14 protein-coding genes are annotated in these 15,618 nt (G+C 53.6%); 8 read left to right on the top strand and 6 right to left on the bottom strand.

The features are described 5' to 3' along the window. Positions 1-406: 406 nt before the first annotated feature. The 3 genes from ACOSDM_RS17100 (at position 407) to ACOSDM_RS17090 (ending at position 2,946) form a co-directional block, all read left to right on the top strand. The gene (locus tag ACOSDM_RS17100; RefSeq protein ID WP_420725771.1) at positions 407-1,219 is read left to right on the top strand and encodes a hypothetical protein; all 813 of its coding nucleotides are present in this window, start codon (positions 407-409) and stop codon (positions 1,217-1,219) included. A 138-nt stretch (positions 1,220-1,357) separates the two neighbouring features. Further along, entirely contained in the window at positions 1,358-2,086 is a 729-nt protein-coding gene (locus ACOSDM_RS17095; RefSeq protein WP_420725770.1) for a hypothetical protein, read from the top strand. Between the two features lie 44 nt (positions 2,087-2,130). Next, the gene (locus tag ACOSDM_RS17090; RefSeq protein ID WP_420725769.1) at positions 2,131-2,946 is read left to right on the top strand and encodes a hypothetical protein; all 816 of its coding nucleotides are present in this window, start codon (positions 2,131-2,133) and stop codon (positions 2,944-2,946) included. 6 nt (positions 2,947-2,952) lie between these two features. Here ACOSDM_RS17090 and ACOSDM_RS17085 read toward each other — a convergent pair whose 3' ends face one another. From ACOSDM_RS17085 to ACOSDM_RS17065, 5 genes are all read right to left on the bottom strand, one after another. After that, on the bottom strand, positions 2,953-3,756 hold the full coding sequence (locus ACOSDM_RS17085; RefSeq protein ID WP_420725768.1) for a crotonase/enoyl-CoA hydratase family protein: 804 nt from the start codon (positions 3,754-3,756) through the stop codon (positions 2,953-2,955). A 13-nt stretch (positions 3,757-3,769) separates the two neighbouring features. After that, positions 3,770-4,735 carry a GlxA family transcriptional regulator gene (locus tag ACOSDM_RS17080; protein WP_420725767.1) on the bottom strand — a complete coding sequence of 322 codons (966 nt, stop codon included), beginning with the start codon at positions 4,733-4,735 and terminating at the stop codon, positions 3,770-3,772. A gap of 95 nt (positions 4,736-4,830) precedes the next feature. After that, positions 4,831-6,369, bottom strand: coding sequence for a trimethylamine methyltransferase family protein (locus ACOSDM_RS17075; protein WP_420725766.1), 1,539 nt, complete (start codon positions 6,367-6,369; stop codon positions 4,831-4,833). Between the two features lie 121 nt (positions 6,370-6,490). Then, positions 6,491-7,399, bottom strand: coding sequence for a DMT family transporter (locus ACOSDM_RS17070; protein ID WP_420725765.1), 909 nt, complete (start codon positions 7,397-7,399; stop codon positions 6,491-6,493). A gap of 44 nt (positions 7,400-7,443) precedes the next feature. Next, positions 7,444-8,700: a flavin monoamine oxidase family protein gene (locus ACOSDM_RS17065; protein WP_420725764.1), complete on the bottom strand. Its 1,257-nt coding sequence runs from the start codon at positions 8,698-8,700 to the stop codon at positions 7,444-7,446. 106 nt (positions 8,701-8,806) lie between these two features. Between ACOSDM_RS17065 and arsC the strand changes: the two genes are divergently transcribed. Continuing rightward, the gene (arsC, locus tag ACOSDM_RS17060) at positions 8,807-9,154 is read left to right on the top strand and encodes an arsenate reductase (glutaredoxin) (protein WP_420725763.1); all 348 of its coding nucleotides are present in this window, start codon (positions 8,807-8,809) and stop codon (positions 9,152-9,154) included. Between the two features lie 22 nt (positions 9,155-9,176). Here the strand turns inward: arsC and ACOSDM_RS17055 are convergent, their stop codons facing one another. Then, on the bottom strand, positions 9,177-10,247 hold the full coding sequence (locus tag ACOSDM_RS17055; RefSeq protein WP_420725762.1) for a hypothetical protein: 1,071 nt from the start codon (positions 10,245-10,247) through the stop codon (positions 9,177-9,179). Positions 10,248-10,455: 208 nt separating this feature from the next. Between ACOSDM_RS17055 and carB the strand changes: the two genes are divergently transcribed. The 4 genes from carB to ACOSDM_RS17035 all read left to right on the top strand — a co-directional run bounded on the left by carB (position 10,456) and on the right by ACOSDM_RS17035 (position 15,280). Continuing rightward, positions 10,456-13,713 (top strand): carbamoyl-phosphate synthase large subunit, encoded by a 3,258-nt coding sequence (gene carB, locus ACOSDM_RS17050; protein ID WP_420725761.1) that lies wholly within the window; start codon positions 10,456-10,458, stop codon positions 13,711-13,713. A gap of 163 nt (positions 13,714-13,876) precedes the next feature. Further along, a complete protein-coding gene (greA, locus tag ACOSDM_RS17045) occupies positions 13,877-14,350 on the top strand; it encodes a transcription elongation factor GreA (RefSeq protein WP_420725760.1) in 474 nt (157 codons plus the stop codon). A gap of 38 nt (positions 14,351-14,388) precedes the next feature. Continuing rightward, positions 14,389-14,589 carry a hypothetical protein gene (locus ACOSDM_RS17040; RefSeq protein ID WP_420725759.1) on the top strand — a complete coding sequence of 67 codons (201 nt, stop codon included), beginning with the start codon at positions 14,389-14,391 and terminating at the stop codon, positions 14,587-14,589. Positions 14,590-14,791: 202 nt separating this feature from the next. Further along, a complete protein-coding gene (locus ACOSDM_RS17035; RefSeq protein WP_420725758.1) occupies positions 14,792-15,280 on the top strand; it encodes a PAS domain-containing protein in 489 nt (162 codons plus the stop codon). Positions 15,281-15,618 lie beyond the last annotated feature (338 nt).

Below are 15,618 nucleotides of genomic sequence, written 5' to 3'. Positions count from 1 at the left end.
TTTCGGGTCCGACCCCAGTAAACTGCTGAAAAGGCCAGCGAGAACCCGAGTCCAAAAAGAACAATAATATAAGGTGTTAAGTCCCAGAGCGTTTCAACAATTAGCTCCCTTGTCCGGGGGTACGAATATTCAATTAGGATTCCATCAATGCTGAGAGCCAACCCATATGTCAGTCCCGCCCCCAATATAAGACATAAACCAGAGAAGACGACACAGAGAGTTATCCCTAAACCGGTAAGTTTTCGGTTGGAATACAATGCTTTAATCATGAAACCAGGTTCCTCTCTCACACAATGATCATAGAACAACTGTAAAAGACACTCTTCAATAAGGCTTACTTTCATGATAAGAAAGTTAGAAATCAGAAAAAGATCAACCTTTAAGGGTGGCGTCGAAGGAAAGCCGCATGATTGCAATTGCCTCTTTACGAACCAATCGCTGGTTCATGTGCATATCACTAACTTTCGCTGTAGTCGCGCTGCTATGGCCAAGACCTGTTCATGGCCAAAGCGATGAAAACCCCTTCGCCGATATTCCGGAACTGCACATCAACTGGCGGTACGCTCATAATGTAGACTCATACATGAAATTTGAGTGGTATCCCCAATTCACGATCCGGCAATGCGTTTTTCAGATGAATTTGGCGCTTGCACCCGGCGTAACGAAAGAAAGTGGCATCAACGGCGACAATACGGATGAAATGATTTTCAATGGCATATTTTCCTTCTCGGAATATCGCGATCGTGAACTGGGGCTGTCTTATCTGGACGGGACCTTTGAAGAACGCCTCGTCGTCTTTGCCGGCAATTGTGAACGACGGGCGGAGATCGTCGCTGAACTGCAGACCTATCTCAACGACCTGCAGCCCCTTGTTGTGATCACTGCCTTTGTGCCGAACCAATCCGTTTTGGCCAACTACAGCGACACTGAATTAACCAACTATTTCTCTTACACAGAAAATATGATTGCAGCCAAAAAGGCCGCGGTTGAGGCCGAATGTGACCCGGCGCTGTGGCGGCGATTTGGAGCCATCATGGCAAAGGAGGGACCTGAGCCACGATTATCTGAAGCCATTTTGTCCCTTTACAATGCTTATGCAATGGCGATTGAAGGTCAGGATATCCAGCCCGCCATCTCGACGAAACTGCCAGAGGACGAACGGGATTACGTCATGAAGCTCGTCACCTATCAAATGGAACATGGTCCCTGCGGGGGGTAGGAATAGGCAACGATTTAACATCCATAATCAGGGTGAAAGAGTCTCGTGTGGAAAAATAGAATAAATCAGTCAAAAGTGTTCGAAACGATGACACAACACGGATTTCGCAAAACCATATTGGCCGTACTGGCGGTCATTATGCTGAATGGCGCTGGTGCAAAAGCTGAAACAGCGGACACGCCGTATTACCTCAGCATTCCAGAGTTTGCTGACGCGCGAAGAAACGACACCGCCTTGGGGGCGTTCCTCAGTTTTGAATGGTATCCCAAACATTCTGTAAAAGACTGCACCTTCATCGTTACGACAACTTTAAACCCTGGCACCAGAGCGGATCGAATGGAGGGTATGCTGCTGACGGGAATGATGTCGTTTATCGCCAATGAAGACCCCAAGGTCGGCCTTTTCTCCTCATCAGGTACGTTTTCCAGCAGCACATTTGTTATGACGGGAAGTTGCGACCGGCGGGAAGAGATCACACGCAATTTCATGAATTACATAAACTCGAAACAGGATTACGCAGTTTTCAAGGCCTTCGTGCCGGATGCAGCTTTTCTGGCCCAGTATGAGAATCAAGGCCTTGTTGCGGCAAGTGCCTATTCTAAGAGCAGGTTGGCCCTGGCCAAGGCGGCAATAGAAACGCAATGTGATCCAGAATTATGGCGCAAGGTTGGAGTATCCTATGCAAAAGAAGCGGCGACAGATGCTGTAGCAAAATCCTACCTAAAGGCTCTCTACAACGCCTACGCCAACGCAATCGAGGGCAAAGATATCGCGCGCAACATTCCAGCAGAAGTTTCAGATTTAGACCGCGCCTATATCCTAAAACTCGTCGCCTATCAGATGGAACACGGCCCCTGCGGGCGGTAGAGATGGGCACAGAGTCTTGGGAAAACCGAGCGGAAAGATCTCTCATGCGACCGAATAAAAGTGAAGTCCCAATATGCAGTCGTATCGCGTTCCGTGCTGTGGTGCGACACGTCCTGTTCGTCTGCTTTGTGATTGCCATCACAATATCTAATGCGCCAACCGTGCTGTCGGAAGATACCGAGCCATTTACGGGCATACCGGCCTTTAAAGAAGCGTGGACACGAACGGAGGGGCTGGAAGCCTTCATGCTCTTTGGCTGGTATCCAAAATACCCTATAAAAGACTGCGTATTGCAGGTCGATGCAGAACGCAGAACCGATGCAGAAGGCCCACACCCCACCGAGTTGCTGTTAGACGCATTTACAGCCTATATCGTGAATGTGGATTCCACTATCGGCGCAATCTCACTGGCTGGAACCGGTGAAACCCCACTGGTAATTCTGACGGGAAACTGTGATCGCCGCCAAGAGATCGCGGAATCCTTTAACGCTTACATAAATGCGGTCCAACACTACGGCCAGTTTCACGCATTTGTACCCAGGGCAGACGTTTTGGAGCCATTCGAAAGGCGAGGATTGTCTGGGGGAGAAGGTGTTTCAATTGCCGCCCTTAAGCCGAAAAAAGACGCTGTCGAAGCGCAATACGATGGCAGTCTATGGCGTCAATTGGGCCACTCAGAGGCGACAGAAGACAATGGCTCGCGCGGGCGCATTCTGCAGGCCCTCTATATTAGCTATGCCAACGCAATCGAGGGAACCGATCCCGCGCACAGTATTTCATCGGAAATCACACCAGAAGAACGCGCCTACATCCTAAAACTCATTGCCTATCAAATGGAGTATGGGCCCTGTGGGCGGTAGCAAAGATTACTCCGCTGTAAAGACCGGTTTGCGTTTTTCCAGCAGGGCGGTGACGGCCTCTGAATGGTCGGCGGTGCCGTGCAGCACTGCCTGATAGGAGGCGCAGAGCGACAGATGGTCTTCAAGCGTCTGATGCGGGGCCTTGCGCAGCAGACGTTTGGATAATTGCAGGGCCAGCGGCGCATTGGCGGCGATTTTTTCTGCCAGCGCGTGCGCCTCCCTCATCAGCGCGTCAGGATCAACCACGCGGGAGACGAGGCCCATTGCCTTGGCCGTATCGGCATCCACCGGGTCGCCCGTCAGGATCATTTCCGCCGCATGGGAGGGGCCGACGATCCGGCTTAGGAACCAGGCCGCGCCATCGCCCGGCGCGATGCCGATCTTAACAAAGGGCGCGCCGAATTTTGCTGCCGTGCTGGCAAGGCGGATGTCGCACATACAGACCAGATCCAGCGCCGCGCCATAGGCCGGACCATTGACGGCGGCGATCACGGGGATTTCCAGCCCCCACAGCTTTGGCGGCACCCGATGAATGCCCTGGGCATAGGCGCGTTCAATATCCGCCGCGCTGCCCGCAAACATATCGGTCTTGTCGCGCATATGTTTGACATTGCCACCGGCGGAAAAGGCACGCCCCGCGCCGGTCAGGATGACACAGCGCACATCCGGTTCCGCAGAAACCTGATCCAGGGCGGCCAGAAACGCCTCAATCATCGGGGCCTCTGAAAACGCGTTTAACTCATCCGGGCGATTGAGCGTCAGGGTGACAATGCCCTGTGACTTTTCAAATAGAACGCGGGGCTCTGTCATCTGTATTTATTCCTTACGCTTCTGGTGCGCGGTCGCGGCGGGGGGAGTGACCGAAAAATTCCCGGTAACATTTCGCAAAATGGCTGGCCGAGACGAAACCGCTGGCCAGTGCGACATCCAGGACAGACATGCTGGTCTGACGCAACAGGATGCGCGCACGCTGCATGCGCAATCCGAAGTAATATTTACGTGGTGTCGAATTCAGATATTTGCGGAACAACCGCTCCAACTGGCGGGTCGACAGGCCGACGACTTCTGCAATTTCCTCCCGTTCCAGCGGGGTTTCCAGATTCTCTTCCATGAACTGGATCGCACTCAATAGCTTGGGATGGCTGACCCCGACCCGGAAGCGCAAAGCCATGCGCTGATGTTCCGACTGTTCCCGGATCTGTTTGTGCAGGAACCATTCCGATACATGGGTCGCCAGATCATGCCCATGGGAATGGCTGATCAGATGCAACAGCAAATCGATCGACGCGGTTCCCCCAGAACAGGTGATAATCTGACCATCGATTTCAAACAGTTCTTCGGTAATATCCAAATGGGGAAAATCCTCCCGAAAGCTGTCCAGATACTCCCAATGGATGGTGCAGCGTCTGTTATCCAGCAGACCGGCATAGGCCAGCAGGTAGGGCGCAGTCGACACCGCCCCGATCACTGTTCCAACCCGTGTCAGCTTGCGCACAAAATTCAGAGCGCGCGGATCGCGGATTTTCTCTGCCCCTGTGCCGCCAACAACGAAGAGGTAATCAAAATGCTTCTCTGTCGCGACGGACGTATTGGGCATGATATCGATTGAATTGGACGCCGGCACGGCCTGGCCATCCATTGAAATCATCGTCCATTCATACAGCTTACGACCCGCAATCGTATTGGCCGCGCGCAGCGGTTCAACCGCTGAGGCAAACGCCATCATCGAGAAGCTGGGCAACAGCAAAAAGCCAAATTGTTCGGGATCACCCGTCGCGCGCATTTTCATGGCGTTAAAATACTGCCTTATACCAAAAGAAAAAGCGCGAGTTTCACAATAATATTCAATTAACGCCGCATGAGGCTAAAAAGCGACACCTGGCCCTATGGTTCGCCCGTACCAATGGATTCCTTGCGTTTGGCAATATAGGCATCGACCGATTCCAGACAGGCAGGATCAATCGTAGGCTCTTGATATTCCTCCAAAACCAATTGCCACATATCCGTAGCGCGATTGGTGGCTGTCTTCCCCCCTGCGATCTGCCAATTCTCGCTATTGGTCCAATCCGACAGGAAGGGTGCATAAAACGCAGTTTCATACCGCGCCATCGTGTGATCAGAGCCAAAGAAGTGACCCCCAGGAGCGACACCGCCAATCGCATCCACGCCCAATTCCTCAACGGAGGTATCAATGGGCGACAACATGCCCAGCATATGCTGAATAATCTCCACATCGACGATCAACTTCTCGAAGGAGGCGACCAGCCCCCCTTCCAGCCAACCGGCGGCGTGATAGATAAAGTTACCATGCCCCATGACGGCACCAAACATTGCCATCATGGTTTCATAGGTCGCCTGGGCATCCACCGCATTGGACGCGTTACAGGCGCTGGTACGATAGGGAACCTTGTACCGCCGGGCCAATTGTCCACCGGCCAGATTGGCCTTGGCATTTTCCGGTGTGCCAAAAGCAGGCGCGCCCGATTTCATGTCCACATTGGACGTGAACCCACCATAAACCACAGGTGATCCCGGCCGTACGATCTGGGTCAGGCACATGGCGAACAGGGCTTCCGCATTCTGTTGCACCAGGGCCGCGCCCATCGTGACCGGCGTCATCGCCCCCATCAGGGTGAAGGGCGTGACAATGGTCGCCTGGTTCAGCTTGGCCATCTGAATAAGGCCGGTTGCCATATGCTCATCCAGCTTACGGGGGCTGTTGACATTGATATTGCCGATACAGGCCGTCTGTTCTGCAATCTGATCCAGGGTCTTACCGCTGGCACGGGCAACAATTTCACAGGAATCCAATGCCCGTCCTGCCCCGATCAACAGATGATTAAACGCCTTGTCCGTATAGAAGATATTGGCGCGGGTTGAGTCCATGTGGCGGGTATTGGCAGGCAGATCAGTCGGCGCAACTGCCTGATTCCCCAAGAAGCGGATGCAATTAAAAAACTGCGCGAACTTTGCCAGTTTAATATAATCCGCATAATTCCCGGCGCGACGACCATTGATCGCGTCATGTACATTCGGCGGACCAGAGACCATGCCAAAGTTGATGTGATCCTGACCTACATAAATCCGGTGATCCGGATTGCGAGGAGTCAAAGTGAAAGTTTCTGGCGCAGTGCTCATCAACTGCATCACCAAATTGCGATCCATGCGCACCATTTCATTGGCGCGGTCCACCTCCGCCCCGGCCTTGGCATAGTAATCCAATGCTTCTGTGCCGTTTACTTCCAGACCATGCTGTTCAATGACATCCAGACTGGCCTCATGAATCGCTTCCAACTGATCGGCCGACAACGGGCACATCGGGGGATAAGGATTGATGACCGTTTTTGTCCAGGGAAGCTGCTTGATCCCGGCAGACTTGCCGCGCCGATCCCGCATTGCTTGACGGCTTGATATTCGGGTCATTGCACTTTATCTCCCCTAGCGGTTTACACTGCTCTTCTGGCGACAAGCATCCGCTATTGCGGGGAGATCAATGTGCTATCTACGACATAAATTGCTTATTTTTGCCATATAGTTTGGTTGGCTATGTGGGATTGCTGCGGGAAGTCGCAGGCAAAGGCTTGCTCAGTCGAGTCTCACGCAGCGCGATATAGGTTGCAGCCCCGAAGATCACCAAACCACCCAGTACCGTATAGAGGCCTGGCTGTTGCCCAAAGATGAAAAACCCTAGTAGGGCAGCCCACAACAATTTGAAGAAATCCATTGGCATGACGACGGCGGTCTCACCGCGGCGCAAGGCCTCTGTCAGGCCCAATTGTGCCAGGCCGCCTAAAATGCCAATCCCCACCAGCCAGACCCAATGATGCGGCTGTGGCCATATCCAGACCGCCAACGCGAAGGGCAAAGACAGGGGCGTCAACATGATCCCCATATAGAGAGTGATGGTCAGCGAACTGTCGGTTTTTGAAATCTGCTTGATCACCAGCATTGCGACCGCCCACAGCAAGGACGACACCAGGACCAGCCCGTGGCCCAAATCAATCTCGGAAAACCCTGGGCGGATAATGATCATCGCCCCCAGAAAGCCCACACCAATGGCTACGGTGCGCCGCCAACCGACCGTTTCCCCCAAGACCGGGATGGCCAGCGCCGTGGCAAAGATCGGTGCGGTAAAGCCCAAAGCCGCCACATCCGCCAATGGGGCCAAGGTTAATGCACTGAAAAAAGCCAGCATCGCCCCCAAATTCAAAACCGCCCGGATCGACAATAATCCGGGACGCGTCGCCTTCAACGGCGCAAATCCATAGCGCAGGAACAACGGGGACAAGGCCAAAAGGCCAAACAAATTGCGGAAAAACGCAATCTCGAATGGATGCAAATCCTGCCCCACATAGCGGATCGACGCATGCATACCAGAAAAGCATAACCCTGCCAGAAACATCCAACCCATCCCGATCAGATTGGATCGGCGCATATCTGTCGGGTTTAGCATAATCTATCCAATACTCAGTGTCGGGAAATATCAAGGATGGCGGGTCAATCTGCTTTTAGTCCATCTTGCACCAAATGTGAAACAGCACGCACGCCAGAAAAATAAGCCCCATGCGCCGTGGTCTGCTGATCGGGAGAACTCGCCTCCCCCGCCAGGACAAGACGCTCGTCAAACCGCTCTGACAGGCCCGCGCGAGATGCAGAACACCCTGGCAATGCCGCAGAATAGCCGCCGAGAATCAGCGGGTCGGTCGACCAACAACTGGACACACGATCCAGGATTTTTGACCGCAAAGCGCTGCCAAACATTTCAACAGCAGCGGTCTCTGTATAGTCGATCAGGGCCGCGCGCCCCCCGGCATCGGTCAGTTCCCGGGCCAGATCTCCTGCGATATAGCCTTCCACAATCGGCTTATCGAATTCATGCACTTTGACGATCAGCATCTTACCTGCCTTTGGAATAGTATGAGCGGAAATCCGCTCCCCCGGTGGCAGGATTAGGCCGTCAGTGAACAGGGCGATCCGCTCCGCCAGGCCCATCGGTACATCCACCAGCGCCTTGTCCACAGCGGCAGGCAAGGCGGGCGTGAAGTGGATCGATCCTGATTTCAGAACCGCCGGGGATACCGTCACGACGACTGTTTTTGTGCGCAGGGTGCCTTCCGCACAGTCGACGGTCACGGACGACCCCGTCCGATCAATCGCGTGAACCGGGCAATCAAAGGTAACGGGCAATCCCTCTGCAAAGCTGGCGATCAGGGCACCATAGCCATCCTTCACCGGCCAGTCTTCGGCGGTTGCCTTATAGCGCTGAATATCATGGGTGGAGACCCGCGTCGGCGGCACGCCATTCATCGCCTCGCACCAGCCCGTATAAACATCATAAAAGGGGGATGTGGTGTCGATTACCGAACTGCCCGCAACATCACCTTCCGTGACTTCATAGGCATTGTCGCTGACCTGATAATATTTGGAACAGGCCTGCCGGGTCACCTCATCCTGGCGCACACCGTTTCGATAATAGGCTTCCGGCAGCGCATCATGGGTCAGGTTGATGGAAACCTCCTGACCGCGCGACAGGGCTGTTGCGGCAAAAGGATTGCGCGACGCATGGTGCAGGTAATGGCACCCCAAGTCATAGGTCACACCGCCCCTGGATATCGTATGGGCCCGGCCACCAACGCGATCGGATGCCTCTAATATCCGAAACTTCAATCCCGCCGCACGGGCTACCAAACCAGCCCCGATACCCGCCGCACCGGCACCAACAATCACCAAATCCAAATCAGTTTCACCCGACACACTGAGCCCCTTTGTAAAAGTCCATCTTGTTTCAAAAGCCTGTCTTGATTAGCAGCGCCATCCTCGCGACACTGCCGGAAGAAACAAGTCATAAGCGAGGAACCCTATGTCCGTCACGATTTATCACAATCCCCGTTGCTCAAAATCACGCCAGACACTGGCCTTGTTGGAAGAAAACGGTGTCACGCCGGATGTGGTTCTGTATCTGGAAACCCCGCCCGACGCGGCAACGATTAAGGAGATCATCGCCAAGCTGGGCCTGGACAGCGCCCGCGACCTTATGCGCAAGGGAGAGAGCGCCTATAAGGAGCAAAACCTGAAAGATGTGATGGAAGAGGCGACCCTGATTCAGGCCATGGCCGATACCCCCATCCTGATCGAACGCCCCATCGTCATCAAAGGCCCCAAAGCCCGCATCGGTCGCCCACCGGAAAGTGTTTTAGAGATTTTGTAATTGGTAACAGGAGACGGACGCGCTACTCCTTTGCCAGTATCGCTTCCGTTCTATCGGGCCAAAACCCATGCTCAACTTTCCAGTATTTTTCCAAATCTCCGTACTGTTCTTCCTCGAACCGAATACGGTGATCGGTCTCTTCGCTAGATCGAGAGCCGATGCCTACAATTGTCTCGAGCCTATCTTTAAAAACAGTGATATCCGTCCGGGTGATATCATAAAGACCTGAGACCATGGGATAATAGCTTGTACCCAGAATGTTATTCTGCCAGTAGCGTCTTTCGTGTTCGTCTGCTTCTGCGAGAACTTTCTTTGTATGGCGAAGTATTTCGACAGAGGTTTCCGCATTTTCTTGCACTTGATGTGTATACCGTTCGAAAGACGCAACCATCGTCTCATCATATCTGATCACCGAATCGCACAATAAATCCTGTACCCGCTCGGTATATAGTGCGCAGGCACCAGCCAGGCGCGCGCTAATCACTTGATACAATTGAAATTCATTCGTGAATATAAGAATTTGAAATACATCGGATTTGTCTATTAGATTTTGCGGGTAATCGTCCTCCCATCCACCTCGCTGCATTATTTTTTGATTCATGCGAATTTGTATGATCGCGAATGTTAGTATTGAAAACCGCAAAACATCTTGCGCCGTCGGGGCTTCAGGCGCCCCATGCTTTTCCAGCGCGATGGCTTCCGCTTGAAGTGCATCGGCATAGGCTAGATATTGGTCGACCAAAGAAGCCTCTGCCTCACTTGAGGCCTTCTCACGAAGATCCATAAAGGCCTTGCGGTCGAATCGAGCCCACCATTGTGACGCAGTGGCAGAAATCGCATCGGTTTTTGCGATATCACGACAAGGTGCCTGTGGCGGATCCGTGCAGACCGGAAACCCGGAAAGGCGAAGCTTTGCAGGCTCGATTGCCTCAGGTGCGGCTAAATTATTGCGAAGCCAAACATCCATAAAAGAGTAATGCCAAGCTCGATCCATAATTGGCGTTTCCGCCGCCCCCGATATGGCAGCCCCCAAAATGAAGCCACAGAAAACCACCACAACAGAAGTCTGCCCCACTGCGGCACTTTTCAACATCGTTCAACCACTTCTTGCCTCTACACCGAAGCAGCATATCAAAGAATAAAACACGATCATAGAGTGCGTTTTTTCAACATTTCATAATTCACTTTGGAAATCCCAATCCGGTGCTTTCAAAGCCGGTTCGCATCGTGTATGCAACGCGCCTAGCCCCCAGGGTCGCACTATACCGTAACGCTTCGATGAACCGGAGGCGCGTCCGCCCATGCCAAAACGTACTGATATTGATACCGTCATGATCATTGGGGCTGGCCCCATTGTCATTGGTCAGGCCTGTGAGTTTGACTATTCCGGCACCCAGGCCTGTAAGGCCCTGAAGCAGGAAGGGTATCGTGTCGTTCTGGTCAATTCGAACCCAGCGACGATCATGACCGATCCGCAAACGGCGGATGCCACCTATATCGAGCCGATCACCGCCGATATGGTCGCCAAAATCCTGAAACGCGAACGCGCCGAGCGCCCCAATGAAAAGCTGGTTCTGCTGCCCACAATGGGGGGGCAGACGGCCCTGAATTGTGCGCTGGAGCTGGAGCGGCGCGGCGTTCTGGATCTGCTGGATGTGGAGATGATCGGGGCCAATGCCGATGTCATCGACAAGGCGGAAGACCGCCTTCGGTTCCGCGATGCAATGGACAAGATTGGCCTGGAAAGCCCGCGCAGTCAGCAGGTCGGCACCATGGAAGAAGCCATGGTCGCCCTGGACATGGTGAAACTGCCGGCCATCATCCGCCCGTCTTTTACCATGGGGGGCACCGGCGGCGGCATTGCCTATAATAAGGATGAATTCCAGAAACTGGTGAAAGGCGGCCTGGCCGCATCGCCCGTACATACGGTGCTGGTAGAAGAATCCGTGCTGGGCTGGAAAGAGTTTGAGATGGAAGTCGTCCGCGACAAGGACGACAATTGCATCATCATTTGCGCCATCGAAAATTTTGATCCGATGGGCATCCATACCGGTGATTCGATCACGGTTGCCCCGGCCCTGACGCTGACGGATAAAGAATATCAGATCATGCGCAATGCGTCGATCAACTGCCTGCGGGAAATCGGTGTCGATACCGGTGGATCCAATGTGCAGTTTGCGGTCAATCCGGTCGATGGCCGCCTGGTGGTGATTGAGATGAACCCCCGGGTTTCGCGCTCCTCTGCGCTGGCATCAAAAGCAACCGGCTTCCCGATTGCCAAGGTCGCGGCCAAGCTGGCGGTCGGCTATACGCTGGACGAATTGGACAATGACATCACCCAGGTGACGCCTGCCAGTTTCGAGCCCAGCATCGACTATGTCGTCACCAAAATGCCGCGCTTCACCTTTGAGAAATTCGCAGGTGCGGATCCGACACTGACCACATCGATGAAATCCGTTGGCGAGGCAATGTCGATTGGACGGACCTTCGCGGAGAGCCTGCAAAAGGCCCTGCGGTCCATGGAAACCGGCCTGACCGGCCTGAATGAGATTGATATCGGCGACGACAAGGATGCCTGGCGTGCAGCGATCTCCAAGCCCCTGCCTGACCGTATCCTGAAAATCGCCCAGGCCTTCCGCTTTGGCATGACCGTAGCCGAAATTCACGCCGCCAACAAGGTTGACCCCTGGTTCCTGGCCCAGATTGAAAGCATCGTGAAGGCCGAAAACTCAGTGCGCGAAAATGGTCTGCCGAAAGACCGGTTGGGCATGCTACGCCTTAAAAAACTTGGCTTTTCCGACATGCGTCTGGCGGAGCTGACGGGTCAGGAAGAAGCGGCTGTGACCGAGGCGCGCCATGCGTTGAATGTCCGTCCGGTCTATAAACGAATCGACACCTGTGCAGGCGAATTTCCCAGCGCAACCCCATACATGTATTCCTGCTATGAGGGCGATGGTCTGAATGAGCCGGAATGCGAAGCAGACGTTACCGACCGCAAGAAAGTCATCATCCTGGGTGGCGGGCCAAACCGCATCGGCCAGGGGATCGAATTCGACTATTGCTGTGTTCATGCCTGCTATGCCCTGTCGGATGCAGGATATGAAACGATCATGGTCAATTGTAACCCGGAAACCGTTTCCACCGATTATGACACATCCGACCGTCTGTATTTTGAGCCGCTAACCGGGGAAGACGTGATCGAACTGGTCCGCAAGGAACAGACCAAGGGTCAGGTTATGGGTGTCATCGTCCAATTTGGCGGCCAAACACCCTTAAAACTGGCCGGGCCGCTGGAACAGGCGGGCATTCCCATCCTGGGCACATCACCCGATGCGATTGACCTGGCGGAAGATCGGGAACGGTTCCAGCGCCTGTTGCAGGATCTGGACCTGCGCCAGCCGCCCAATGGGATCGCGACCTCTGCCGATCAGGCCATCGCCATTGCCGCCCGCATCGGTTATCCGGTCGTGATTCGCCCGTCCTATGTGCTGGGCGGCCGCGCGATGGAAATCGTCCATGACGAGGCGGAATTGCGCCGCTACATCACGTCTGCCGTGATTGTGTCTGGAAAGAGCCCCGTGCTGATCGATTACTATCTGCGTGACGCGATTGAAGTGGACGTGGATGCGCTATGCGACGGCGATGATGTGCATGTTGCGGGCGTCATGGAACATATTGAAGAGGCCGGCATTCATTCCGGCGACAGCGCCTGTTCGCTGCCGCCCTATTCCCTGCCCGATGCGGTGGTGGAAGACATGAAACAGCAGACCTATGCCCTGGCAAAGGCGCTGAAAGTGGTAGGTCTGATGAATGTGCAATATGCCGTTCAGGGCACAACCGTCTATATCCTGGAGGTGAACCCCCGCGCCAGCCGCACCGTGCCCTTCGTGGCAAAGGCGACCGGCGTGCCCATTGCTAAGATCGCTGCCCGGTTGATGGCAGGCGAGAAATTGAAGGATTTCGATCTGGTTTCCCATGCTCTGGGTAATCATATCGCGGTCAAGGAAGCCGTCTTCCCCTTCGCCCGTTTCCCTGGCGTCGATGTGATCCTGGGGCCGGAAATGAAATCAACCGGGGAAGTCATGGGGCTGGATGTCGATTTCGCCCATGCCTTTGCCAAGGCGCAATTCGCCTGTGGGGCGGATCTTCCGGTAACGGGGACGGTGTTTATTTCGGTCAAAGACAGTGATAAGCCGTCAATCCTGGTCCCGGCCCAGATGATGGTCGATTGCGGGTTATCCATCGTCGCGACCGGCGGCACGGCCCGCTATCTGGAAGAAAATGGCCTGCCGGTCCGCCAGATCAACAAAGTACTGGAAGGTCAGCCGCATATTGTTGATGCCATAATCAATGGCGATGTGCAGGTAATCTTTAACACGACAGAGGGGCGAAAAGCGCTGGAAGACAGCTTTTCCCTGCGCCAGGCAGCCCTGAACATGCAGGTTCCGTACTATACGACGGTGGCAGGTGTGAAGGCTGCGGCACTGGCAATTCAGACGTTGAAGCAAGGAACCCTTGAAGTCGCGCCGCTTCAATCGTACTTTCAAGGTTCGGCTTGATTGGAAATGATCGAATTAAGCGGCGGGGCATTCTGAAACGGCGTCCCTGATGGATACAGCAATGTCGACGGGCATTTCACCAATGCCTGAAGATTTTGGTGTGAGATAAAGGCCTCCAAGGGTGCTGAAACTCCCTGGGCCAAAGAGATGATGGATTGATACGATGCAAAAGGTCCCAATGACGTTGCAAGGCTATGACGCGATGACGTCAGAACTGAAGTTCCTGAAAGGAACCGAACGTCCGGCTATTATCCAGGCGATTGCGGAAGCGCGCGAACACGGCGATCTGTCGGAAAACGCAGAGTATCATGCCGCGCGCGAACGCCAGAGCTTCGTAGAAGGCCGAATTGCGGAATTGGAAGACCAATCCAGCCGCGCAGAAGTCATTGATCCGGCGAAACTGGATGGAGACAGCGTTAAATTTGGCGCGACCGTGGTGATTGCTGACTGCGAAACAGATGAAGAATCCACCTATCAGATTGTTGGTGAATTCGAAGCCGACCTGACAAAACGCATGATTTCCGTCACCAGCCCGATGGCCCGTGCCATGATCGGGAAAGCCGTTGGCGATGTGTTTGAAGTCAACAGCCCTGGTGGCACCCGTGACTATGAAGTTGTCAGCGTCACGTTCAAATGACCCTGTTTCAATAGGGGCCTATATAATGAAAGATGTTCATGAACGAATTCTTCGCCCCCGTCAGCGGCTGGCTGAATGACCTGTTCGGGTATAACCTGTCAATTCACGGTTATATCGCGATTGTCCTGGCCCTGGTCGGGGTTTTTGGCCTGTACATTGGGCTGATGATCCTGATCCGCAAATCGCACACATCAGGCCATGATGACGCTGTACAGGATTATCGGGATCCGCGGACCTAAGCTACAGGTGATTGGATGACATGGCACACCAAGCATGTGGTGTTTCCGTCGTCCAATCCTTGAGAAATCCCCCGTTTCCTTGACGTTTTCCCCAAAAAATGATGAACAATGACTGCCAAGAGTTTTGACCAATCATATTTTGATTTAAATTTGGTTCGCCGATTTTACAGCTTGATTTGAACTATAATGAAAAGCGACGGCCATGGATGATATTCATGCATTTGACCGAGGTGACCTGGAACGGACTACACGCCGGGTTCAGTCATTTTATGACTATTGGGTGCAAATTTGCGGGGACCGGAAAATGCCCACGCGCCGTGATTTTGATCCGATGGCAATACCTGGTCACCTTCCAGGAATTCTTCTCGTCGATGTTCTGGGCGAGACCGAAACGGGATTTGGGATATTCCGATATCGCTTGGCCGGGAATCTGGAAATCGAAGTACGCGGTTTTAATCCAGCGGGGATGCTGGTTCAGGATGCTTTTATCGCCAAAAACGCTCAGGACGCGCTGGATGTATATGAATATGTTCGGACCCGAAAATGTCCTCTGCTGACACCAGTAACCTACACCACCCGTTATGATGTCAGAATTGAAGAATTCTGTCTGTTTGTCCCGCTTTCCAACAATGGAACCGATGTGTCACAAATTCTCGTTTTTTCTGACGAAAGCCAAGTCGCTGATCATTAAATTTTATGCCGAGATTAACGCATCTATCCTGATACCGTGCGCCCTCCTGTTACGCACAACGCCGTTGGTAATATCCTTTACGCATTTTGTAGCCCGATGGATATGCCTGCCCCCTGTTAAGGTAATCGCGCTGATATCCCCCGTGTCAGAAGATGGCCCAACGGAGTCACAAATCCTGGCCTATTCCGAGCGGTGCGAACCCTGAAAAGCCCACAAGTTTAATGGCAGTTTCATTGCAATATCGCGACAAATCCCTTCTGGCCACCAGTTAAACATCACTGGCGCGTCACGGCGTCGCCATGCCGGAGTCACGGGAACAAGACACGATAGGCCTCATC

This window comes from Hwanghaeella sp. LZ110 (genome assembly GCF_048892525.1).
GTDB lineage: Bacteria > Pseudomonadota > Alphaproteobacteria > UBA8366 > Aestuariispiraceae > Pacificispira.
Note: the sequence above shows the minus strand (reverse complement) of the source record. Positions and strands in the feature narration are given on the sequence as shown.

What these genes read in the sequence shown, in the direction of transcription:
- ACOSDM_RS17090 (WP_420725769.1), top strand. Translation starts at nt 2,131, where the DNA reads ATGCGACCGAATAAAAGTGAAGTCCCAATATGCAGTCGTATCGCGTTC.
- ACOSDM_RS17095 (WP_420725770.1), top strand. Translation starts at nt 1,358, where the DNA reads ATGCTGAATGGCGCTGGTGCAAAAGCTGAAACAGCGGACACGCCGTAT.
- carB (WP_420725761.1), top strand. Translation starts at nt 10,456, where the DNA reads ATGCCAAAACGTACTGATATTGATACCGTCATGATCATTGGGGCTGGC.
- ACOSDM_RS17100 (WP_420725771.1), top strand. Translation starts at nt 407, where the DNA reads ATGATTGCAATTGCCTCTTTACGAACCAATCGCTGGTTCATGTGCATA.
- ACOSDM_RS17055 (WP_420725762.1), bottom strand. Translation starts at nt 10,247, where the DNA reads ATGTTGAAAAGTGCCGCAGTGGGGCAGACTTCTGTTGTGGTGGTTTTC.
- ACOSDM_RS17080 (WP_420725767.1), bottom strand. Translation starts at nt 4,735, where the DNA reads ATGAAAATGCGCGCGACGGGTGATCCCGAACAATTTGGCTTTTTGCTG.
- ACOSDM_RS17070 (WP_420725765.1), bottom strand. Translation starts at nt 7,399, where the DNA reads ATGCTAAACCCGACAGATATGCGCCGATCCAATCTGATCGGGATGGGT.
- ACOSDM_RS17040 (WP_420725759.1), top strand. Translation starts at nt 14,389, where the DNA reads ATGAACGAATTCTTCGCCCCCGTCAGCGGCTGGCTGAATGACCTGTTC.
- arsC (WP_420725763.1), top strand. Translation starts at nt 8,807, where the DNA reads ATGTCCGTCACGATTTATCACAATCCCCGTTGCTCAAAATCACGCCAG.
- ACOSDM_RS17035 (WP_420725758.1), top strand. Translation starts at nt 14,792, where the DNA reads ATGGATGATATTCATGCATTTGACCGAGGTGACCTGGAACGGACTACA.
- ACOSDM_RS17085 (WP_420725768.1), bottom strand. Translation starts at nt 3,756, where the DNA reads ATGACAGAGCCCCGCGTTCTATTTGAAAAGTCACAGGGCATTGTCACC.
- ACOSDM_RS17075 (WP_420725766.1), bottom strand. Translation starts at nt 6,369, where the DNA reads ATGACCCGAATATCAAGCCGTCAAGCAATGCGGGATCGGCGCGGCAAG.
- greA (WP_420725760.1), top strand. Translation starts at nt 13,877, where the DNA reads ATGCAAAAGGTCCCAATGACGTTGCAAGGCTATGACGCGATGACGTCA.